The sequence below is a fragment of the Kitasatospora sp. NPDC001664 genome, from assembly GCF_053596675.1.
This window is the reverse complement of the sequence record NZ_JBSFGS010000013.1, coordinates 229562-250473: the sequence shown is the minus strand read 5'-3', so window position 1 is coordinate 250473 and position 20912 is coordinate 229562. Positions and strand designations below refer to the sequence as shown.

Below are 20912 nucleotides of genomic sequence, written 5' to 3'. Positions count from 1 at the left end.
GTTGGGTGGGCCAACTGCGCGTTTCACTGGGTGGGGGGGGTGGGACGGGGTGGGGGGGCTTTGGGGGGGGGGGGGGTGCGGTGGGGGGGGGGGGGGGCCGGCCCCCCCCCCCCCCACCGCCCTTTCCCGTGTCCGGGTGCGTCAGAAGCCCTCGCCCGGGAGGGTGAGGATCTCGGCGCCGTCGGCGGTGACCACCAGGGTGTGCTCGAACTGGGCGGTGCGCTTGCGGTCCTTGGTGACCACCGTCCAGCCGTCCTCCCAGATGTCGTAGTCGTAGGTGCCCAGGGTGAGCATCGGCTCGATGGTGAAGGTCATCCCGGGCTTGATCACCTCGGTGGCCCGCTCGCTGTCGTAGTGCGGGATGATCAGCCCGGAGTGGAACGAGGTGTTGATGCCGTGGCCGGTGAAGTCGCGGACCACGCCGTAGTCGAAGCGCTTGGCGTAGGACTCGATGACCCGGCCGATCACGTTGATCTGGCGGCCCGGCTTGACCGCCTTGATCGCCCGGTCGAGGGACTCGCGGGTGCGCTCGACCAGCAGGCGGGACTCCTCGTCCACGTCGCCGCAGAGGTAGGTGGCGTTGAGGTCGCCGTGCACCCCGTGGATGAAGGCGGTGGCGTCGATGTTGACGATGTCGCCGTCCTGCAGCACGGTCGAGTCCGGGATGCCGTGGCAGATCACCTCGTTGACGGAGGTACAGACCGACTTCGGGAAGCCCCGGTAGCCCAGGTCGGACGGGTAGGCGTCGTGGTCGCACATGTACTCGTGCGCGACCACGTCCAGCTGGTCGGTGGTCACCCCGGGGGCGATCAGCTTGGCCGCCTCGGCCATCGCCTCCGCCGCGATCCGCCCGGCGATCCGCATCTTCTCGATGGTCTCGGCGGTCTGCACCTCGGGGCCGGTGTACGGGGCCGGCTTCGGCTTGCCGACGTACTCCGGGCGCGGGATGTGCGCCGGGACCTTGCGGATGGGGGACTGGATGCCGGGTACGAGAGCCATGGCCGGAGTCTATCGGCCGTGGATCATCCGGCTCGGCTGTGCGTGCGAACCCGCCGCGCGGGTAGATGATCACCGTACGAGACCAGGAGGACGACATGCCGTTCGGGAAGAGCAAGCCCACCGGGAAGCCCGGTGAGTGGTTCTACTGCATCAAGCACAGCAAGGTCGAGGAGGGCCCGGAGTGCCCGGCCAAGGACCGCCTCGGCCCGTACGCCACCCCCGAGGAGGCGGCGCACGCGCTGGAGACGGCGGCCGAGCGGAACCGGGAGTGGAAGAACGACCCGGCGTGGAACGACGACGCCCAGCAGCAGCCGGGCAGCTGACGGGCCGTCAGGCCGCCAGCGCGTCGCGCTCGGCGGCCTGCGCCTCGTGCTGGGCCCGGACGGCGGCCACGTGCTCGTCGGTGCGGTCGTCGTAGCGCAGCAGCCGCGGCACCGCGGCGGTCAGGGCGACCACGCCGACCACGCAGGCCAGCCCGCCGGCCCAGACCGAGCCCCGGACGCCGATCGCGGTGGCCATGCCGCCGGCCCGGGCCTGGCCCAGCTGGGGGCCGACCGAGTAGCTGAGCAGCTCCACCCCGGCGAGCCGGCCGCGGAACTCGTCCGGGATCGACTGGTTCCAGATCGAGGACCGGGCCACGCCGCTGACCTGGTCGGCGCCGCCGGCCAGGGCCAGGCAGAGCAGCACCAGCCAGATGTTGCCGACCAGGCCGGCCAGCAGGATGGAGACGCCCCAGCCGAGCGCGGCCAGCACCAGCATCCGGCCGTGCCGGTGCACGTGCGAGGTCCAGCCGCCGGTGGCCGAGACCACCAGCGCACCGGCGGCGGTGGCCCCGTACATCAGGCCGAGCGCCCAGTCGGCCTTCAGGTCGGAGGCCCAGAAGGCGTAGATCGCGACCGGGAAGGCGAACAGCATCGCCACGATGTCGATCACGTAGGTGGAGAGCAGGTCCTTGCGTCCCCAGGCGTACTTGATGCCGTTGGCGATCGCGCTCAGCGAGGGCTTCTCCGCGCCGGTGGACGGCGGCACCGCCCGGATCTTGTAGAGCAGCACCAGCGAGGCCGCGAAGGTCAGCACGTCCAGCGCGTACGCGGTCTCCACCCCCGCGACCGCGACGATCACGCCGGCCAGTGCCGGGCCGGCCACCGAGGCGGCGTTGCGGTAGAGCGAGAGCAGGGTGAAGGCGGCGGGCAGCTGGTCGTGCGGGACGATCCGCGGGGTCATCGAGTCCAGCGCCGGGCGCTGCAGGCCGTCGGCGGCCGCGACCAGGGCAGCGACCAGGTAGATCGGCCAGAGCACCGGGCTCGGCAGCAGCGCGTTCAGCAGCAGCAGGCCGGAGAGCAGCAGCAGGCCGACCTCCGAGCAGAGCACCAGCTTGCGCCGGTCCAGCGCGTCGGCGAGGGCGCCGCCCCAGAGGCCGAAGACGATCAGCGGGACCAGCTCGACCGCGCCGATCAGGCCGACCGCGATCGGGGAGTTGGTCAGGTGCTTGATCTGCAGCGGCACCGCGACGTAGGTCAGGAAGCTGCCGAAGGACGAGACGCACCCGGCGCTCCAGAGCAGCCGGAAGTCCCGGGAGGAGCGCCACGGGGTCAGGTCGGGGCGCAGCCGCTGCCAGAAGGACGGGGGAGCGTCAGGGGGTTCGGAAGTCACGTTGAGCCATGCTGCGACGGTGCGTCTCCGAACGGCAAGCGAATTTCGACCCGGTCCGGTGGGATCCGGGCGGATCGGTCTACCAGCGGGAGAGCGGGGAGCCGGCCAGCCGCTCGGCGAGGCGGGCCAGCCGGCCGCGCGGGGAGGGGGCGCCGGCGGCGGAACTGACGAGGTGTTGGACCAGTTCGAACGGACCCTCGGTGTCCTCCCGCGCGTCGGCCGGGACGGTCAGCCGCTCGTGCGCCAGGCCGCCGAGCTCCGCGTCCCCGCCGTCCAGGGCCAGCACGGTGGCCCCGCCCCGACGGGCGTCCCGCACCCGCTCCAGCAGCGGCGCCCCGGCCGCCTCCGGAGCCACCAGCAGCACGGTGGCCCCGCGCCGGGCCTCCGTCAGCCGCCGCAGCCCGTGCGCCAGGTGGGCCGGGGCCTGCGGCTCCACCCGGTGCCGCAGCAGGGTCGGGGCCAGGCCCGGCAGGCCGGTCAGCCCGGCCTCCTCCTCCAGGTGGGCGGCCAGGTGCCAGGGCTCGTACGCCGCGGTGCCGACCAGCAGCAGGCCGGAGGCGGTGCGGCGCCCGGTGGCGCGGCGCAGCGTCCCGGCGAACTCCCCGGCCTCCTCCACCCAGCCCGTCCCGGTCAGGGCGGCCCGGAGTGCCGAAACTCTCATCGCGTCCATGGACCGTCAGCATGGAGAGGGCGCAGCGCATTTGGCAGGATTCCGGCATGACTTCCCACGATTCAGTGAACCCGCCCGTCGGCGCCCCCGCCCTGCCCGACGTCTCCGGCCTGGTGGTCGGCGTGCTCGGCGGCACCGGCGACCAGGGCCGCGGCCTCGCCTACCGGCTGGCCCGGGCCGGGCAGCAGGTGGTGATCGGCTCCCGCACCGCCGAGCGGGCCGAGGGCGCGGCCGCCGAGATCGGCTACGGCGTGCGCGGCGCGGACAACGCGGCCTGCGCCCGGGAGAGCGACATCGTGATCATCGCGGTGCCGTGGGACGGCCACGCCGCCACCCTCGCCGAGCTGCGGGAGGAGCTGGCCGGGAAGATCGTGGTGGACTGCGTCAACCCGCTCGGCTTCGACAAGCAGGGCGCCTACGCCCTGAAGGTCGAGGAGGGCAGCGCCGCCCAGCAGGCCGCCGCCCTGCTCCCGGAGTCCCGGGTCACCGCCGCCTTCCACCACCTCTCCGCCGTCCTGCTCCAGGACCGCGACATCGAGCGGATCGACACCGACGTCCTGGTCCTCGGCGACGACCGCGAGGCCACCGACCTGGTCCAGGCCCTGGCCTCGCTGATCTCCGGCATGCGCGGCATCTTCGCCGGCCGCCTGCGCAACGCCCACCAGGTCGAGGGCCTGGTCGCCAACCTCATCTCGGTGAACCGCCGCTACAAGGCCCACGCGGGCCTGCGCGTCACCGACGTGTGAACCGACCCGCGGGACCCCTGGCCGGGACCGCTCGGGCCGTCGGCGAGAATGGACGGCGTCCCGAGTCCCGGTCTAGGAGTTCCGTGCCATGCCCCGTAATGCCCTGTACGCGTCGATCGTGTTCGTGCTGGCGGTGTGCGCCGCCGTGGTGTCGTTCGTGCAGGGGACCTGGCTGGGGGTCGTCTGGGTGCTGATGGCCGGCGTCTCCAGCAACATCGCCTGGTACTACCTGCGCCGGGCGCGGGTGGAGAAGGCCGCCGCCGGACAGGGCTGACCGGGCCCCTGTGCGAATCCGCTGTGCCATGTAACATTTCACTGTGGCGACGGCCGGGGAGGGCGAATGGCACGGGCGGGTCGGACGGCGCTGGTGGTGCGGGGAGGCTGGGCCGGGCACGAGCCGGTCGCGGCCTCGGACCGGTACGCGGAGCGGCTGGAGCGGGACGGGTACCGGGTGGCCGTCTCGGACACCCTGGACAGCTACCTGGACGCGGAGCTGCTGGCCGGCACCGACCTGGTGGTGCAGTGCTGGACGATGGGCGCGATCACCGAGGCGCAGGCCGCCGGGCTGACGGCCGCCGTGCGGGCGGGGACCGGGCTGGCCGGATGGCACGGCGGGATCGTGGACGCCTTCCGGGAGAGCACCGAGTACCAGCTGATGACGGGCGGTCAGTTCGTCCACCACCCGCGGGAGCACGTCCGCTACCTGGTCACGCCGGTCGGGGAGCACCCGGCCACGGCGGGGGTCACGCCCTTCGAGCTGACCAGTGAGCAGTACTACCTGCACCTGGACCCGGCGGTGGTCCCGCTCGCGGTCACCGAGTTCGCCGCCGACCCGGACCACCCCGAGCTGACCGGCGTCACCGTCCCGGTCGCCTGGGCCCGGAGCTGGGGCGCGGGGCGGGTCTTCGTCACCGTGCTCGGGCACACGCCGGCCGACCTGGCGCACCCGCAGGCCGACCTGATGCTGCGTCAGGGCATGCACTGGGCCACCCGGGGCGCCGCGTGAGCGCCCCGCTGCGGGTCGGGGTGGTCGGGGCCGGGAAGATCAGCGGGGTCTACCTGGACGCCCTGACCCGGCAGCCGGAGACCACCGTCACCGCCGTCGCCGACCTGGACCCGGCACGGGCCGGGGCGGCCGCCGCACGGGCGGGCGCGCGGGCCACCACCGTGGCGGAGCTCTGCGCCGCCGAGGACGTCGACCTGGTGCTCAACCTCACCGTGCCCGCCGCGCACGCCGAGGTCGCGCTGCGCGCGATCGCCGCCGGCAAGCACGTCTACGGCGAGAAGCCGCTGGCCGCCACCACCGGGCAGGCCCGTGCGGTGCTGGCCGCCGCGGAGGCCGCCGGGGTCCGGGTCGGCTGCGCGCCGGACACCGTGCTCGGTGCGGGCACCCAGACCGCCCGCGCGCTGCTGGACGCGGGGGAGATCGGCACCCCCTTCGCCGCGACCGCCTTCATGACCACCCCGGGCCACGAACTCTGGCACCCGGACCCGGAGTTCTACTACCGCCCGGGCGGCGGCCCGCTGTACGACATGGGCCCGTACCACCTGAGCGCACTGGTCACCCTGCTGGGCCCGGTCCGCCGGGTCACCGGCCTGGCCGCCACCCCGCGGCCGGAGCGGGAGGTGGCCACCGGGCCGCGGGCGGGGGCCCGCTTCCGCAGCGAGGTGCCCACCCACCTCACCGGGCTGCTGGAGCACCGCGGCGGGGCGGTGTCCACCCTGCTGATGAGCTTCGAGGTCTGGGCCGCCCGGCTGCCGCACATCGAGGTGTACGGCACGGCCGGCTCGCTCTCCGTGCCGGACCCGAACGAGTTCGACGGCCCGGTCGCCCTGCACCGCGCCGGCGCCACCGGCTGGGAGCCGGTCGCCCCGCCGGCCGGTGAGTACGGTGCCGCCCGCGGCCACGGGGTCGCCGACCTGGCCCGCTCCCTGGCGGCCGGCACCCCGCACCGCGCCTCGGCCGGTCTCGCCCTGCACGTGCTGGACGTGATGGAGTGCCTGACCGCCGCGGCCGCCACCGGCTCGCCCGTCGAGGTGGGGACCACCTGCGAGCGGCCGGCGGCGACGGTGCGTCAGGACTTCCAGAAGCGGAACAGGTAGTCGCCCAGCGCCACGTAGTTGGTGTCGACGCCGAACAGGCCGATCACGCCGTCCACCACGCCGAAGAACCAGGAGTTCACCTCGGGCTGCCAGAGCAGCAGGAAGACCGCCAGCATGCCGTACGGGGCGATCTGGGAGAGGCTGCGCCGGGTCTGGTACGAGAGCCAGGGCTCGATGATGCCGTAGCCGTCCAGGCCGGGCACCGGCAGCAGGTTCAGCAGGGCCGCGCTGACCTGGAGCATGCCGAGGAAGGCCAGCGCCCCGGCCAGCGGCGAGACGTTGAGCTCACGGCCCATCACCTCGGCGTACACCGTGGGGTCGTCCAGCCAGCCGGCGCCGAGCGGGATCAGCAGGGCCGCCGCGAAGACCACGTTCACCAGCGGGCCGGCGGCGGAGATCAGGCTGTGCTTCAGGCGGCCGTTGATCCGGTGCCGTTCGATGTAGACCGCGCCGCCGGGGAGGCCGATGCCGCCGAGGATCACGAAGACCACCGGCAGCACGAAGCTCAGCAGCACGTTGGCGTACTTGAGCGGGTTGAGCGTCAGGTAGCCCTTGGAGCCGATGGAGATGTCGCCGCCGTGCAGCGCCGTGCGGGCGTGCGCGTACTCGTGCAGGCAGAGCGAGACCATCCAGCCCGCCACCACGAAGAGGAACACCCCGAACCGGGCGCTGCCGTAGCCGGTGGCGACCGCCCAGCCGGAGGTGCCCAGGGTGGCCAGCAGCACCCAGAACACCGGGCTGATCCGGCGCTCCTCGCGGCGTGAACGCTGGGCTTCGGCGAAGGTCATGACGGGCGGGCTCCGATGCGGGGAGTGGCGGGTGTGACGGTCGATCATGCCCGGCGGGCCTGACACCCACAAGGCGCGAGAGGTGAACGGACCGCCACGGGCGACGGTTCCGAAGGATATTCGTACCTGAGCGCGGCCCCGCGTCCCCGAGAATGGTCCGGTGCACTACGGCATCCTCGGAACCACCACCGCCCGCCGCGACGACGGCACCCCCGTGCCGCTCGGCGGGGCCCGGCTGCGCGCGCTGCTCACCGCCCTGGTGCTGCGCCAGGGCCGGCCCGTCCCGGCCGACCTGCTGGTGGACGAGGTCTGGGGCGCCGATCCGCCGCAGGACTCGGCCGCCGCGCTGCAGACCCTGGTCGGGCGGCTGCGCCGCACCGTCGGCCGGGAGGAGATCGGCTCCGGCCCGGCCGGCTACTGGACCACCGCCGCCCGGGCCAACGACCTGGCCGACTTCCAGCGGCTCACCGCCGAGGGCCGGGCGGCCGTGGCGGCCGGGGACTTCCCGCGCGCGGCCGAGCGGCTCTCGGCCGGCCTGGCGCTCTGGCGCGGACCGGCGCTGGCCGACCTGCCGGACCGCGGCGGCACCGCCACCCGCCTGGAGGCCGAGCGGGACGAGGCCCGCCGGGACCGGATCGCCGCCGAGCTGGAGCTCGGCCGGGCCGCCGAGCTGACCGCCGAGCTGGCCGAGCTCTGCGGGGCCCGCCCGCTGGACGAGCCGCTGGCCGTGCTGCTGATCCGCGCGCTGCGGGCCACCGGACGCACCGGCGAGGCGCTCCAGCGCTACGAACTGATCCGCCGTGAGCTGGCCGAGCAGCTGGGCGCCGATCCGGGCGAGGCGCTGCGGGCCCTGCACCGCGAGCTGCTGGACGGCCAGCCCGCCCCGCCGCCGGCGGCCCCGGCCGCCGCCGCCCCGCCGCGCCGGACCCAGGGGAACCTGCGCCGCCGGCTCACCAGTTTCGTCGGCCGGGGCGAGGACCTGGCCGCGCTGCAGTCCGCCCTGACGACGGGCCGGCTGACCACGCTGACCGGCCCCGGCGGCTCCGGCAAGACCCGGCTCTCGCTGGAGGCCGCGCTGGCCGAGCAGGACGGCGGCCGGTGGCCGGACGGCGTCTGGCTGGTCGAGCTGGCCCCGCTGGAGGACGCCGCCGCGGTGCCCGGCGCGGTGCTCTCGGCGCTCGGCCTGCGCGAGACGGTGCTGCACTCCGGCGGGGCCGTCGGCGAGGCGGCCCGCACCGTCGACCCGGTGCGCCGGATCGTCGAGCACTGCGGCCAGCACCGGATGCTGCTGGTGCTGGACAACTGCGAGCACCTGGTGCAGGCCGCCGCCGAGCTGGCCGACCAGCTGCTGGCCGAGTGCCCGGAGCTGACCGTGCTGGCCACCAGCCGGGAGCCGCTCGGGGTGCCCGGCGAGGTGCTGCTGCCGGTCGAGCCGCTGCCCGGCCAGGTGGCGATGCGGCTGCTGGCCGAGCGCGGCGCGGCCGCCCGTCCCGGCTTCGACCCGGCCGAGGACCAGGCCGCCTGCGCCGAGATCTGCCGCCGCCTGGACGGCCTGCCGCTGGCCATCGAGCTGGCCGCGGCCCGGCTGCGCGGCCTGACCCCGCGTCAGCTGGCCGACCGGCTGGACAGCCGCTTCGCGCTGCTGACGGCCGGCTCGCGGACCCTGCTGCCGCGCCAGCAGACCCTGCGCGCGGTGGTGGACTGGAGCTGGGACCTGCTGGGCAAGCGGGAGCGCGCGGTGCTGCGCCGCCTCTCGGTGTTCGCCGGCGGCTGCACCCTGGAGGCGGCCGAGGAGGTCTGCTCCGACGAGGCCGAGGTGCCCCGGGAGGAGGTCGCCGACCTGCTGCTCTCGCTGGTCGACAAGTCCCTGCTGGTGGCCGGGCTGGGGGAGCGGCCCCGGTACCGGATGCTGGAGACCATCCTGGAGTACGCGGGCGAGCGGCTGGCCGAGGCCGGCGAGCCGGAGGTGGCGATGCGTCACGTCCGCTACCACCGCGAGCTGGTGCGCCGCGCCGACCTGGACATCCACGGCCCCGGGCAGCTGGCGATCCTCCAGCTGCTGGAGCGCGAGCAGGACAACGTCCGGGCCGCGATCCGCCGGGCGGTGGACCGGGGCGAGGAGCAGGAGGCGATGGTCCTGGTGCTCGGCATGGGCTGGTACTGGCAGTTGCGGGACTTCCGGGCCGAGGCCGCCGCCTGGTACGACGAGGTCTGCCGGCTCGGCCCGGACCCGTTCGCCGACGACGCCCCGCCGCCGGTGCCGCTGGTCGAGGGGCCGCTGGAGCACCCGCTGCCGATGGCGCCGGAGATGGCGCAGGAGGCCCGCCGCCAGGTGCACCTGCACCGCCTGGTCACGGCCTTCGCGGGGGGCCTGGAGCAGGAGGACCACGAGGTCCAGGTCGCCCGGGCCGAGCGGATCATGGACGCCTACGGTCCCGACCTGCCGCAGTCCTACCGCTTCCCCTCGCTGATGCGGGTCTTCGCGTCCTTCCTGACCGGCCGCATGGACAACATGAAGGGCCTGCTGGACGAGGCGGTGGCGGGCGCCCGGATCCACGGCCGCGAGACCGACCTGGCCTTCCTGCTGCAGATCCGGGCCCGCACCCTGAACGACTGGGTGGGCGGGCTGCCGCAGGCGGTGCTGGACGCCAACGAGGCGCTGGAGATCTTCACCCGGCTCGGCGACCGCTGGGGCCGCTCGGAGGCGCTGGCCGCCCAGGCCGAGGCGATGGGCAACGACGGCGACGCGGCCGGGGCGGCCCGGACGTACCGTCAGTCGATCGAGCTGGCCGAGGAGTTGGGCGCGTACCACGAGGTGCCGATGCTCAAGGTGCGGCTCGGCGAGGCACTGCTGCAGACCGACCCCGACGAGGGCGAGCGGATGGTGCGCGCGGCGCTGGCCGAGGTGGAGCAGGGCGGCACCGGATCCGCCGACGGCGCGCAGCTGTTCGGCCGGCTGGTGCTCTGCGGGCTGCTCAGCCGCCGCGGGGAGCACGCCGAGGCGCTGGCCGAGCTGGACTACCTGACGGAGCACAAGCAGCTGCTCGGGCCGCTGGTGCCCGGGGTCTTCACCGGCCTGGTGCTCTGCATCCGCAGCTGGGTGGTGGCCCGGTCAGGGGACCCGGAGGGGGCGCTGGCCGTGCTCAAGGAGGGCCGGTACCGGATGCGGGACGTCCCCGGCATGGCCGGGGTGTTCGCCGATCACATGACGGTGCTGCTGATCCCGTCCTTCGTCGGCACCCTGCTGGCGGTCGGCGAGCACCGGGGGGACCGCTCCCTGATCCGCTTCTCCACGGTGCTGCTGGGTTCGCACGACGCCCTGCACGGCCCGCGCGGCACCTTCATCGAACGGGAGGAGCGCGAGAAGGCCCACGCCTCGGCGCGGGCCCTGCTCGGTCAGGAGGAGTACGACGCGGCCCTCGCGGAGGGCGCGGCGCTCGACCTCCCGCACACCAGCGAACTGCTCGACCGGGTGCGGGACTTCTAGGAGCTGGTGGCGGTCAGGTCCGCTTGCGGAAGCGGGCCACCGCCAGCGGGGCGGTGATCGCGGTGACCACCACGGACCAGATCAGCACCACCGTCACGGAGTGGGCGATCGGGGCGTTGCCGTTGATCAGGCCGCGGCAGGCGTCGGCCAGCGCCGAGAGCGGGTTGTAGTCGGTGAAGGCCTGCAGCCAGCCGGGCATGGTGTCGGTCGGGGCGAAGGTCGAGCTGCCGAACTGCAGCGGCATGATCACCAGCATCGAGACGCCCTGGACGGCCTGGGCGCTGCGCATCGCCATGCCGAGCAGCATGGAGATCCAGATGATCGAGGTGCCGAAGAGCAGCGAGAGGCCCACGGCGGCCAGCAGCGGCAGGAAGCCCGCGGTCAGCTTCAGCCCGAGGATCATCGCGAAGACGATCAGGATGGTGAAGGAGACCAGCGCCCGCATCAGCTCCGCCGCGATCTTGGCGAGCAGCACCGAGGCGCGGCCGATCGGCAGGGTGCGGAAGCGGTCCATCACGCCGGTCTGGAAGTCGCTGTTCAGACCGGTGCCGACGGCCATCGCCAGGTTGAGGCCGGTGGAGCCGAGCAGGCCGGGGACCAGCCACTGGATGTACTGGTCCTGGCCGCCGGCCACGGCGCCGCCGAAGACGTAGGTGAAGAGCAGGGTGAAGATGATCGGCACGAACAGGGCGTCGATCATCGACTCCGGGTCGGCCTTGATCCGCATCAGGTTGCGGCGGGTCAGCGCGCCGACGTGACGCAGCGCGGCGGCGCTGGAGGAGGTGTGGGCCGGGGCGGCCGGGTTCAGGGTGGCGGCGCTCATGCCACGGGCTCCTTGTCGCGGACGGGCTGGGAGGGGACGGTGTTCTGCGGCTTGCCGGTGATGGTCAGGAAGACCTCGTCCAGCGTGGGCAGTTGGGTGTCGATGCCGGCGATGCCGAAGCCGCGCGCGCCCAGCACGCCGACCACGGTGGTGAGCTGCTCGTCGTCGGTCAGCTGGACCGAGAGCAGGCCAGCGTCCTCGGAGAGGGTCACGTAGGGCAGCCCGGCCTCGCGCAGGCAGCGGGCCATCTCGGGGAGCTCGGCCGGCCGCTGCGGGCGGACCTGCAGGGTGCGGCCGCCGACCTGGGCCTTGAGCTCGGCGACCGCGCCGTTGGCGATCACCCGGCCGCGGTCGATCACGGTCAGCTCGTGGGCCAGCTGCTCGGCCTCCTCCATGTACTGGGTGGTGAGCAGCACGGTGGAGCCCTCGCGGACCATCCGCTGGACCTCGTCCCAGACCTCGTTGCGGGTCCGCGGGTCCAGGCCGGTGGTGGGCTCGTCCAGGTAGAGCACCTTCGGGTGGCCGATCATCGAGGCGGCCAGGTCGAGGCGGCGGCGCATCCCGCCGGAGTAGGTCTTGGCGGGGCGCCTGGCGGCCTCGGTGAGGGAGAAGCGCTCCAGCAGTTCGGCGGCCCGGGCCTTGGCCTGCTTGCTGCTCAGGTCCAGCAGCCGGCCGATCAGGTAGAGGTTCTCGTAGCCGGAGAGCAGCTCGTCCACCGAGGCGTACTGGCCGGTGAGGCCGATGGTGCGGCGCAGCTCCTTGGGCTGGGTCAGCACGTCGTAGCCGCCGACCACGGCGGTGCCGGCGTCCGGCTTGATCAGGGTGGAGAGGATCCGGACCAGGGTGGTCTTGCCGGCCCCGTTCGGGCCGAGCACGCCGAGCACGGTGCCCTGACGGACGGTCAGGTCCACGCCGTCCAGGGCCTTGGTCTCTCCGTAGTGCTTGACGATGCCGCGCACCTCGACGGCGTTCTCGATTCGGGTCATGGCAGCAGCCTGTCCGCCCCGGCTGTCACCGCGCTGTCAGCCCGCTGTCGCCGCGGTCGGGGTGCTGTCATCCGTCACCGGAAGATCGTGATCCGTTCAACCTGACGAACCATCAGATTAACGAGTATAGTGAAATATCACATTGCAGCAGCACATGGCGTGGGGCCGTGTGCGCTGTCGAGGGAGGGACACTCTCATGTTCCGCAAGATGCTCGTCGCCGCCGGTGCCGCCGGCCTGGCCCTGGCCGCCACCCCGGCCCAGGCCGCCACCACCGTCACCACCTGCAGCTACTCGGCGCTTCAGTCGGGCCTCTCCACCAAGGTCTGCGCTGACGTCACCGGCGACCAGGTCGCGCTCTACGGCACGATCGCGCTCGCCGGCCCGCCGAGCCCGGGCTACCCGATCCAGCCCAAGGACCTCGTCGTCAACCTGAACGGCAACGTCGTGGGCGGCGCCTCGATCGGCTCCTACCAGGGCTACCGCACCTTCTACGCCTCGACCATCAAGGTCGAGGGCGTCGGCGGCACCGTGCCGTGCAACTCCACGGTGCACGCCTCCTTCTCGGTGTCCTCGTTCGGCTGGTACAACACTCCGGTGACCCTGGACGTGCCGGTCTCCTGCTGATGACCCGTCGGTGAACGACGGAGGAGCGGCGCCCGGGCCCAGGCGCCGCTCCTCCGTGTTTCCGCGTCCTACTTGAAGGTGTGCTCCGGCGCCGGGAAGGTGCCCGCGCCCACCTCGGCCGCGAACTCCCGGGCGGCGTCGCCCAGGACGGCCCGCAGGTTCGCGTACTGCTTGACGAACTTGGGCACCCGGCCCGCCGTCATCCCGGCCATGTCGGTCCACACCAGCACCTGGGCGTCGGTGCCCGCCCCCGCGCCGATCCCCACCGTCGGGATCGCCAGCTGCTCGGTGACCTGCGCCGCCAGCTCGGCCGGCACGGCCTCCAGCACCACCGAGAAGGCGCCCGCCTGCTGCACCGCCTTGGCGTCCCGGAGCAGCTGGTGCGCGGCCTCGTCGCCGCGCCCCTGGACCGGGTAGCCGCCGAGCGCGTGCACCGACTGCGGGGTCAGCCCGATGTGGGCCATCACCGGGATGCCGGCCTCGACCAGCAGCTCGATCGAACGGGCGCTGCGCTCGCCGCCCTCCAGCTTGACCGCGCCGACGCCCGCCTCCTTCATCAGCCGGGCCGCGTTGTGCATCGCCTGGCCGGCGGACTCCTGGTACGAGCCGAACGGCATGTCGCCGACCACCAGCGCGCGCTTGGTGCCGCGCACCACCGCGGCCGACAGCATGACCATCTGGTCCATCGTCACCGGCACGGTGTTCTCGTAGCCGAGGTGGCAGTTCCCGGCCGAGTCGCCGACCAGCAGCACCGGGATGCCGGCCTCGTCGAAGACGCCGGCGGTGAGGGCGTCGTACGCCGTGAGCATCGCCCAGCGCTCGCCCCGCTGCTTGGCGGCGGCGATGTCCCGGACGGTGACGCGGCGGTTGGTGATCCCGCCGTACAGGGTCTGCGCGGTCCCCTGGGCAGGCTGAAGCGGAGAAGCGTTCATGGAACAGGCTCCTGATGGGTTGTCGTCTCGTGGCGCCGTGCGGCGTCCCCGGATCTGCTCCCATGCTTGCACGCCCGCCCCGGCTCGCAAAGACCGGGCGCACGCGCTTCTTCCGGGCGCTTCTTTGCCGAGAATTTGCGATACGGACCCGTCTCGTATCGAAACGCCCGCTAGGCTGATTTACGAGACGCCACGGTCTCGTTAAGAACCTGCACCTGCATGGGGGAGAAGCATGACCACCGCCGCGCCGTCCCGGATTCCGGAGGCCGTACACCGCCGACGCTGGGCGATCCTGGGCACCCTGGTGCTCGCCCTGCTCGTCGTCGTCCTCGACAACTCGATCCTCAACGTGGCGATGAAGACCATCGCCTCGCCCGCGCCCACCGGCCTCGGCGCCACCCAGAGCGACCTCGAATGGTCCATCAACTCCTACACCCTGGTCTTCGCCGGCCTGCTCTTCACCGCGGGTCTGCTCGGTGACCGGCTCGGGCGCAAGTGGTCGCTGCTCGGCGGCATGGTGGTCTTCGGCCTCGGCTCGCTGCTCTCCGCGCTGGCCTCCTCGCCGGGCGAACTCATCGGCTTCCGCGCGGTGATGGGCCTCGGTGGCGCCTTCGTGATGCCCGCCACGCTGGCCATCATCATGAACGTCTTCGAGCGGCACGAGCAGCCCAAGGCGATCGGCATCTGGGCCGGCGCGGTCGGCCTGGCCATCGCCATCGGCCCGATCACCGGCGGCCTGCTGATCGAGCACTTCTGGTGGGGCTCGGTCTTCCTGGTCAACGTCCCGATCGTGATCGTCGCCCTGATCGCGATGGCCCTGCTGGTGCCGGACTCCAAGGACCCCAACCCCGGCAAGCTGGACCCGGTCGGCGTGCTGCTCTCGATCGTCGGCCTGGTGGCGCTGATCTACGGCATCATCAAGGGCGGCGAGCTGGCCGACTTCACCGCGCCGGGCGCCTGGATCCCGACCCTCGGCGGCCTGGCCGTGCTGGCGGTCTTCGTGCTCTGGGAGCGCCGCACCAGCCACCCCGCGATGGACGTCCGCTGGTTCCGCAACAAGGTGTTCAGCGCCTCCGTCGCGGTGATCGGCCTGGTCTTCTTCGCGCTGATGGGCGTCTCCTTCTTCGGCGTCTTCTACACCCAGAGCGTGCGCGGCTACAGCGCCCTGCAGGCCGGCGTGCTGATGCTCCCGCTGGCCGTCGCCCAGCTGGTCTTCGCCCCCCGGGCCCGGCTGGTGGTGGACCGCTTCGGCGTCCGGGCCACCTGCGCCGGCGGCATGGCGCTGATCGTGGTGGCCTTCCTCGGCTACCTGCTGCTCGGCCGGGACACCACGATCTGGCTGCTGGTCGTGCTCGGCTTCCTGATGGGCGCCGGCATGGCGCACGTGATGCCCCCGGTCACCGTGGCCATCATGGGCTCGCTGCCGCGCGAGAAGGCCGGGGCCGGCTCGGCCCTGAACAACACCTTCCGCCAGGTCGGCGGCTCGCTCGGGGTCGCCGTGCTCGGCGCGGTGCTCTCCACCGTCTACCGCGACGGCGTCGCCGACACCCTGGCCGGGCTCCCGGCCCCGCTGCGGGACAAGGCCGGCGAATCGCTGGAGGCCACCCTCGCGGTGGCCGAGCGGACCGGCGCCACCGCGCTGGTCGCCCCCGCCGAGGACGCCTTCGTCAGCGCCATGCACGTGGTCGCCGGGCTGTCGGCCGGCGTCACCTTCGTGGGCGTGCTGCTCGCCTGGTTCCTGCTCCCCGGCAAGGCCCCGGCGGCCCCGGGCGCCGGCCGGGAGGGTGCCGCCGAGGCCCCCGAGGGCGAGCTCGCCCCGGCGAAGGGCTGAGGCTGCGTCATGACGGTGGACCGGTACTCGAACGCCGCCGGGCAGAATGGGGCCATGCAGACCGAGACCACCGCCACCGCCCCCGACGGGACGCCCTGCGCGCCCCGGCGGGGGCGGCCGCGCAGCGAGGCGGCCGAGCAGGCGATCTACGAGGCGGTGGAGCGGCTGATGGAGGGCGGCGCCAGCCTGGTCGAGCTCTCCATCGAGCGGATCGCCGCCGAGGCGGGCGTGGGCAAGGCCACCATCTACCGGCGCTGGCCCAACAAGGAGGCCCTGCTGGTCGACGTGGTCGCCCGGCTGGAGATGCCCGAGCCGGTGCTCTCCAAGGGCGGCGGCGTCCGCGACGACCTGATCGCGATGATCGAGTACATGCGCCGCCGGGGCATGGCCAAGCGCTCCCGCTGGGTGCTCAGGTCGGCCATGGGCCAGCTGCAGGGCTGGCCCGAGCTGCGCTCCGTCTACAAGGAACGGATCGTCAGGCCCCGCCGCGACCTGGCCCGGCAGATCATCCAGCGCGGGATCGACGAGGGCGTGCTGCGCGACGACCTCGACCCGGAGCTGCTCACCGAGATGGTGATGGGGCCGATCCTGATCCGCACCCTGCTCTGGGAGGACGCCCCGCTCGACGAGGAGGGGCTGGCCGAGCGGATGGTGGACGCCGTGCTGGACGGCGCGGCCGTCCGTCCGCGGACGGTCCCGGTGACTCCGTCCGGTGGCGAATCTCACTGAACCGGGGCGCGCCGGAACCCCGCGCTGCCGGGCGCACGTCCATGCCGTCATAGGCTGAGCCGAGAATCCGACAAAACAGGCCGATCGGGTGGCGGATTCGGGCTGACGACGGTGGAACGGCACGGAGGACGGTTCATGGCGCGGGCGGACGAGGCAGTGGCTCCGGCGGACGGCGGGGCGACCCCGGTCCGGCGGCCCCGCCGCTCCTGGCGGTCCGGCACCTGGCGGCGCGGGTGGATCATCGCCGCGCTGGCCGTGCTCACCACCTTGCTGCTGGTCTTCCACTCCTCGGTGCCCAACGGCTTCGGCAACCTCGGCAGCCTGCTGGAGACCTTTCTGCCCTGGCTGGGCCTCGCCGTCCCGGTCCTGCTGGCACTGGCCCTGCTGCGCCGCTCCGCCACCGCGCTGGTGGCGGTGCTGCTGCCGGCGGCGGTCTGGCTCAACCTGTTCGGCGGCCTGCTCACCGACAAGAGCACCGGCAGGGGCGACTTCACCGTGCTCACCCACAACGTGGCCGCCGCCAACACCGACCCGGCCGGCACGGTGAAGCTGCTCAACGACTCGGGCGCCCAGATCGTCGCCCTGGAGGAGCTGGCCGCCGACGGCGTCCGCACCTACAGCAAGGGCCTGGCCGCGGCGTACCCGTACCACGTGGTGGAGGGCACCGTCGGGCTCTGGTCCAAGTACCCGATCTCCGACACCCGGGTGGTGGACATCAAGATCGGCTGGACCAGGGCCTTCCGCTCCACCGTGACGACCCCTCAGGGCCCGCTCGCCGTCTACGTCGCCCACCTGCCCTCGGTCCGGCTGAAGTTCGACAGCGGCTTCACCGCCGGGCGGCGGGACGTCAGCGCACAGGCGCTCGGTGACGCGATCGAGGCCGAGCCGGTGAAGAAGGTGCTGCTGCTCGGCGACCTCAACGGCACCATGAACGACCGCTCGCTCGCCCCCGTCACCTCCCAGATGCGCTCCGCCCAGGGCGCGGCCGGGGACGGCTTCGGCTTCAGCTGGCCCTCCGGCTTCCCGATGGCGCGGATCGACCAGATCCTCAGCAAGGGCGGCCTCACCCCGACCGACTCCTGGGTGCTCCCGGCCGACGGCAGCGACCACCGGGCGATCGCGGCCGAGTACCGGTACTGAGGAACCCTTCCGCACCGCGGCGGCGTCTGATCCCTCATAACGCTGACATAACGTCACAAGGGGGATGAATGACTCAGGTGGACACCCGCGCACCCGTGCGGGCCAGGAAGGCCCCGCAGCCGTCGTCCCCGCCCGCGCGGCGGAAGAACCGCTGGCGGCGGGGGCGGATCCTGGCCGGGCTGGCGGTGCTGACGGCGCTGGTGACGGCCGGGCACTCGCTGTTGCCCGACGGCGGCAACCTCGGCGGCTTCGTCGAGACCTTCCTGCCGTGGAGCGGCCTGCTGGTGCTCGCGCTGCTGCTCGGCGCGCTGCTGCGCCGCTCGGCCACCGCGCTGGTGGCGACGGCGCTGCCCGGGGCGGTCTGGCTGGCGATGTACGGCGGGGCGCTGGCGGACGGCAGCAGCGGGAAGGGCGACCTGACGGTGGTGAGCCACAACGTGGCGGCCGCCAACGTGGACTACGCCGGCACGCTGAAGGTCCTGAAGGACTCGGGCGCCGACCTGATCGCCCTCCAGGAGATGGAGTCGGCCGCCCTCGGCGAGTACCGGTGGGGCCTGGCCTCCGCCTACCCCTACTACCTGGGCGGCTCGACCACCGACGGCCTGTGGTCCAAGTACCCGATCGTGCCGGGCGGGTTCGTCGAGAAGGACGGCATCCAGCACATCGGCACGGCGGCCCGTGCGGTGGTGGAGACGCCCAAGGGGCGGGTGGCGGTGTACTACGGCCACCTGGACTCCGTCCGGGTCACCCCGCGCAGCGGCTTCGGTGCCGACCCGCGGAACGAGAGCGTCAAGGCGCTGAGCGCCGCCCTGCGGAGCGAGCCGGAGGAGAGGGTGCTGCTGATGGGCGACCTGAACGGGAGTCTGACGGACCGTGCGTTCGACCCGCTCACCGAGCAGCTGACATCGGCTCAGGAGACGGCCGGCCAGGGCTTCGGCTTCACCTTCCCGGCGGCCTTCCCGATGGTCCGGATCGACCACGTGCTCAGCGGGGGGAAGCTGACCGCCACCGACTCCTGGCTGCTGCCGAGGAGCGGCAGCGACCACCGGGCGGTGGCCGCCTCGTTCAAGCTGTGAGGGCCGTTCCGGTGGCGGCGAGGAGAGCGGACGGACTAGTTCATTGGAAGATGAGAAGGAAGCCCGTCCATGGCCTCGCCGCCGCGGCCACGCTAGCAGTCAGGCGGGGATCAGATCACGCAGGTTTTCCGGCGTGACGACGGTGGAGTCCGGGTGCAGGCCCTCGGGCCGCTCCAGCCCGACGAAGGTGACCGGCCCGTCCGGGACGGTGGCGCCGTCCCAGAGGGTGGTGGTCACCGCGTCCATCAGTCCGGTGAGGTGGCGCACCGTCAGGTACCGCCGCTCCACCGCGCCGCGCACCAGGGTGGCCACCGAGACCCGGTTGCCCTCGACCTGGTTGGCGTGCGGGCGGCCCTTGAGGTGCAGGTGCAGCCACTTCGCCCACCAGGTGCCGTCCGGATCGCGCAGGAAGACCAGCGGCAGGGCGACCCGGCCGGGGCCGCGCAGCTCGGACTTCATCCGGACGGTGCGCGCCTCGAAGGGCCGGCCCTGCTGCTCGGCCTCGCGCAGCATGTAGCCGAAGAACGACTCCTTCACCTGCTCGAAGCCCTCGCCGTCGTAGATGTTCACCTGCGGCACGATGTACGTGCCGCGCACCGCGCCGAGGCGGAGGTTGATGAACTCCGAGGCGCCGTCCCTGGCGTCCGTGACGTCGCCCGAGTGCTCGCCCTCCAGGCTCGTCAGCTCGGTGTACGAGAGCCAGCCCAGGGTGCCGTACTTCTCGTCCAGCAGCAGCGCCGACAGGTCGAAGTCGGTGCTGGTCCGGGCCTGGTGCCAGTACACGAAGAAGCGCAGCAACTCGCCCTCGACCCTGGAGACCGACCCCCGGGGCAGCACGCCGACCCCGCTGGAGGTCGCCTTGCCACCGAGCGGCACCGCGACGTCCAGCACGGCCGGGTCGAGCAGCAGGTGAGCGGGGTGCGGGAGCCGTCGGCGGGTCTCCCGGTCCAGCAGCGCCGCGAGCCGGTCCCCGGCCGTCTCCGGCAGCCCGGGGCGGTGGTCGTCGGCGACCCAGGCGCGGCCCAGGCGGTTGGTGAACACCCGCTTGGCCCGGTCGGGCCGGGTCCGGTTCAGCAGGTGCTCCCGGAGCGAGAGCAGGACCCGGCCGGAGACCTGCGGTGCGGCCCGCTCGGCGGCGGCCAGCACGGCCTCGCGCTCCTCCTCGTCGGGGCAGGCGGTCAGCAGGTGGTCCAGCGCCCGGAAGAGCCGGCCGGGTGCGGCCGTGGCCAGCAGGCGGGCCGCCCCGCCGGCGTCGCCGTCGGCGAGCAGCGCCTCGGTCCGGCCGTTCAGGGTCGGGGCCCGCTCCTCGCCGCGCGCGACCGCGAACACCCGGGCGGCGTGCGGCCACCGGGGGTACTCGTGCGGGTGGAGCCGCTCACCCAGGCGCTTGAACTGCTCACGGTGCGGGTGCACGTCCGCCAGCTTGGCGGGCTCGGCCGCCACCACCGCGTCCAGCCCGGCCAGCAGGGCGCGGCGCACCGGGCGGCGCAGCCCGCGCAGCCGGGTGGGTTCGGTGAGGGTCGGGTCTCCGTCGGAGAGCACGCAGGCCAGCCGGAGCACGTCGGTGACGGTGTCCAGCTCCAGGGCCGAACCCGCGTGCAGGCGGGCCCGGTTGACCACTGCCCGGTTCTCCCGGACCGGGATGGCGTCGGGCTGGGGCCCGTCGGTGCAGAGCGGGGCGAGCACGGCGAGGTCGCGCAGCCCGTCCGGGCCGAGCGGGGTGGTGCTGCCGGCCAGGGCCAGGTAGAGCGCCGTCCGTTCGTCGCGGAGCGGCCCGCCGAGGTGCAGGACGGTCACCCGGTCGGTGGCCCCCGCGATCAACTCGGCGTGCTTGGCGAGGAGTTCCTCGTAGCGGTGCCGGTACCTGCCGTAGTCCGGGAGGTCCAGCAGGTTGACCGACCCGACGCCGAGCCGCTGGAGCAGGCGCCCGCCGTCCTCCTCCAGGGCCCGGGACAGGCAGAACGCCCAGAACTCCGCCGTGTCCGGTACGTTCGCCGGGAAGTCGACGAAGTAGCTGTTGTGCCGGACGTGGTCGCCGACCAGGCCGCGGACGGTGGCCAGGGTGCGGGCCCCGGTGCCGGCCACCGCCTCCGCGTCCAGCTGCGCCAGGTGCCCGAACAGCTCGGCCGACAGCTTGAAGCCGACCGAGAGCAGCGCCGCGTCCAACTGCCGCGTGACGGTGGCCCCTTGGCCCAGCGGGCCGGTGGGGACGGGGATGCGGTGGGTGTTCCGGAGGACCAGGGCTTCGAGCTGCTCGGACATCCGTGCATGCTCGCAGAGCCCCGGCCGCCCCCGCACCCCGGTTTCGCCCGTCGCTCCCGCGC

Annotated in this window: 19 protein-coding genes; 11 read left to right on the top strand and 8 right to left on the bottom strand. The window is 73.4% G+C overall.

The window, feature by feature from the left end; translation table 11 throughout:
- Positions 1-141: 141 nt before the first annotated feature.
- A complete protein-coding gene (gene map, locus ACWCYY_RS20595) occupies positions 142-999 on the bottom strand; it encodes a type I methionyl aminopeptidase (RefSeq protein ID WP_345282719.1) in 858 nt (285 codons plus the stop codon).
- Positions 1000-1094: 95 nt separating this feature from the next.
- Here map and ACWCYY_RS20590 point away from each other — a divergent pair, with 95 nt between their 5' ends.
- On the top strand, positions 1095-1322 hold the full coding sequence (locus tag ACWCYY_RS20590; RefSeq protein ID WP_345282718.1) for a hypothetical protein: 228 nt from the start codon (positions 1095-1097) through the stop codon (positions 1320-1322).
- A gap of 7 nt (positions 1323-1329) precedes the next feature.
- On the opposite strand, the gene ACWCYY_RS20585 is transcribed toward ACWCYY_RS20590, so the two are convergent.
- On the bottom strand, positions 1330-2652 hold the full coding sequence (locus ACWCYY_RS20585) for an MFS transporter (RefSeq protein WP_345282716.1): 1323 nt from the start codon (positions 2650-2652) through the stop codon (positions 1330-1332).
- Positions 2653-2731: 79 nt separating this feature from the next.
- Positions 2732-3322 (bottom strand): hypothetical protein, encoded by a 591-nt coding sequence (locus tag ACWCYY_RS20580; RefSeq protein ID WP_345282714.1) that lies wholly within the window; start codon positions 3320-3322, stop codon positions 2732-2734.
- A gap of 47 nt (positions 3323-3369) precedes the next feature.
- On the opposite strand from ACWCYY_RS20580, the gene npdG reads away from it, so the two are divergent.
- The 4 genes from npdG (at position 3370) to ACWCYY_RS20560 (ending at position 6171) form a co-directional block, all read left to right on the top strand.
- Complete coding sequence (gene npdG / locus ACWCYY_RS20575; RefSeq protein ID WP_449796879.1) at positions 3370-4068, top strand: NADPH-dependent F420 reductase; 699 nt, start codon at positions 3370-3372, stop codon at positions 4066-4068.
- 88 nt (positions 4069-4156) lie between these two features.
- The gene (locus tag ACWCYY_RS20570; protein WP_345282710.1) at positions 4157-4342 is read left to right on the top strand and encodes a hypothetical protein; all 186 of its coding nucleotides are present in this window, start codon (positions 4157-4159) and stop codon (positions 4340-4342) included.
- A gap of 66 nt (positions 4343-4408) precedes the next feature.
- Positions 4409-5074: a ThuA domain-containing protein gene (locus ACWCYY_RS20565; protein WP_449796878.1), complete on the top strand. Its 666-nt coding sequence runs from the start codon at positions 4409-4411 to the stop codon at positions 5072-5074.
- A complete protein-coding gene (locus tag ACWCYY_RS20560) occupies positions 5071-6171 on the top strand; it encodes a Gfo/Idh/MocA family protein (protein ID WP_449796877.1) in 1101 nt (366 codons plus the stop codon). Before ACWCYY_RS20565 ends, ACWCYY_RS20560 begins: the two co-directional genes overlap by 4 nt.
- On the opposite strand, the gene ACWCYY_RS20555 is transcribed toward ACWCYY_RS20560, so the two are convergent.
- The gene (locus ACWCYY_RS20555) at positions 6144-6959 is read right to left on the bottom strand and encodes a site-2 protease family protein (RefSeq protein WP_345282704.1); all 816 of its coding nucleotides are present in this window, start codon (positions 6957-6959) and stop codon (positions 6144-6146) included. The two genes, ACWCYY_RS20560 and ACWCYY_RS20555, sit on opposite strands and share 28 nt — an antisense overlap.
- Positions 6960-7119: 160 nt before the next feature.
- Here ACWCYY_RS20555 and ACWCYY_RS20550 point away from each other — a divergent pair, with 160 nt between their 5' ends.
- Positions 7120-10446: a BTAD domain-containing putative transcriptional regulator gene (locus ACWCYY_RS20550; protein ID WP_449796876.1), complete on the top strand. Its 3327-nt coding sequence runs from the start codon at positions 7120-7122 to the stop codon at positions 10444-10446.
- 13 nt (positions 10447-10459) lie between these two features.
- On the opposite strand, the gene ACWCYY_RS20545 is transcribed toward ACWCYY_RS20550, so the two are convergent.
- Positions 10460-11269: an ABC transporter permease gene (locus tag ACWCYY_RS20545; protein WP_380150173.1), complete on the bottom strand. Its 810-nt coding sequence runs from the start codon at positions 11267-11269 to the stop codon at positions 10460-10462.
- Positions 11266-12255: an ATP-binding cassette domain-containing protein gene (locus ACWCYY_RS20540; RefSeq protein WP_449796875.1), complete on the bottom strand. Its 990-nt coding sequence runs from the start codon at positions 12253-12255 to the stop codon at positions 11266-11268. The genes ACWCYY_RS20545 and ACWCYY_RS20540 overlap by 4 nt, the downstream gene beginning before the upstream one ends.
- A gap of 196 nt (positions 12256-12451) precedes the next feature.
- On the opposite strand from ACWCYY_RS20540, the gene ACWCYY_RS20535 reads away from it, so the two are divergent.
- Positions 12452-12880, top strand: coding sequence for a hypothetical protein (locus ACWCYY_RS20535; RefSeq protein ID WP_449796874.1), 429 nt, complete (start codon positions 12452-12454; stop codon positions 12878-12880).
- 68 nt (positions 12881-12948) lie between these two features.
- On the opposite strand, the gene panB is transcribed toward ACWCYY_RS20535, so the two are convergent.
- Positions 12949-13812, bottom strand: coding sequence for a 3-methyl-2-oxobutanoate hydroxymethyltransferase (panB, locus tag ACWCYY_RS20530; protein ID WP_380150176.1), 864 nt, complete (start codon positions 13810-13812; stop codon positions 12949-12951).
- A gap of 232 nt (positions 13813-14044) precedes the next feature.
- On the opposite strand from panB, the gene ACWCYY_RS20525 reads away from it, so the two are divergent.
- From ACWCYY_RS20525 to ACWCYY_RS20510, 4 genes are all read left to right on the top strand, one after another.
- On the top strand, positions 14045-15643 hold the full coding sequence (locus ACWCYY_RS20525) for a DHA2 family efflux MFS transporter permease subunit (protein ID WP_380150177.1): 1599 nt from the start codon (positions 14045-14047) through the stop codon (positions 15641-15643).
- Between the two features lie 54 nt (positions 15644-15697).
- Complete coding sequence (locus tag ACWCYY_RS20520; RefSeq protein ID WP_449796873.1) at positions 15698-16372, top strand: TetR/AcrR family transcriptional regulator; 675 nt, start codon at positions 15698-15700, stop codon at positions 16370-16372.
- A gap of 135 nt (positions 16373-16507) precedes the next feature.
- A complete protein-coding gene (locus ACWCYY_RS20515) occupies positions 16508-17512 on the top strand; it encodes an endonuclease/exonuclease/phosphatase family protein (RefSeq protein WP_380150179.1) in 1005 nt (334 codons plus the stop codon).
- A gap of 68 nt (positions 17513-17580) precedes the next feature.
- On the top strand, positions 17581-18588 hold the full coding sequence (locus ACWCYY_RS20510; RefSeq protein ID WP_449796872.1) for an endonuclease/exonuclease/phosphatase family protein: 1008 nt from the start codon (positions 17581-17583) through the stop codon (positions 18586-18588).
- Positions 18589-18687: 99 nt separating this feature from the next.
- On the opposite strand, the gene ACWCYY_RS20505 is transcribed toward ACWCYY_RS20510, so the two are convergent.
- Positions 18688-20850, bottom strand: a complete 2163-nt coding sequence (locus tag ACWCYY_RS20505; RefSeq protein ID WP_449796871.1) for a hypothetical protein — start codon at positions 20848-20850, stop codon at positions 18688-18690.
- Between the last annotated feature and the right edge of the window lie 62 nt (positions 20851-20912).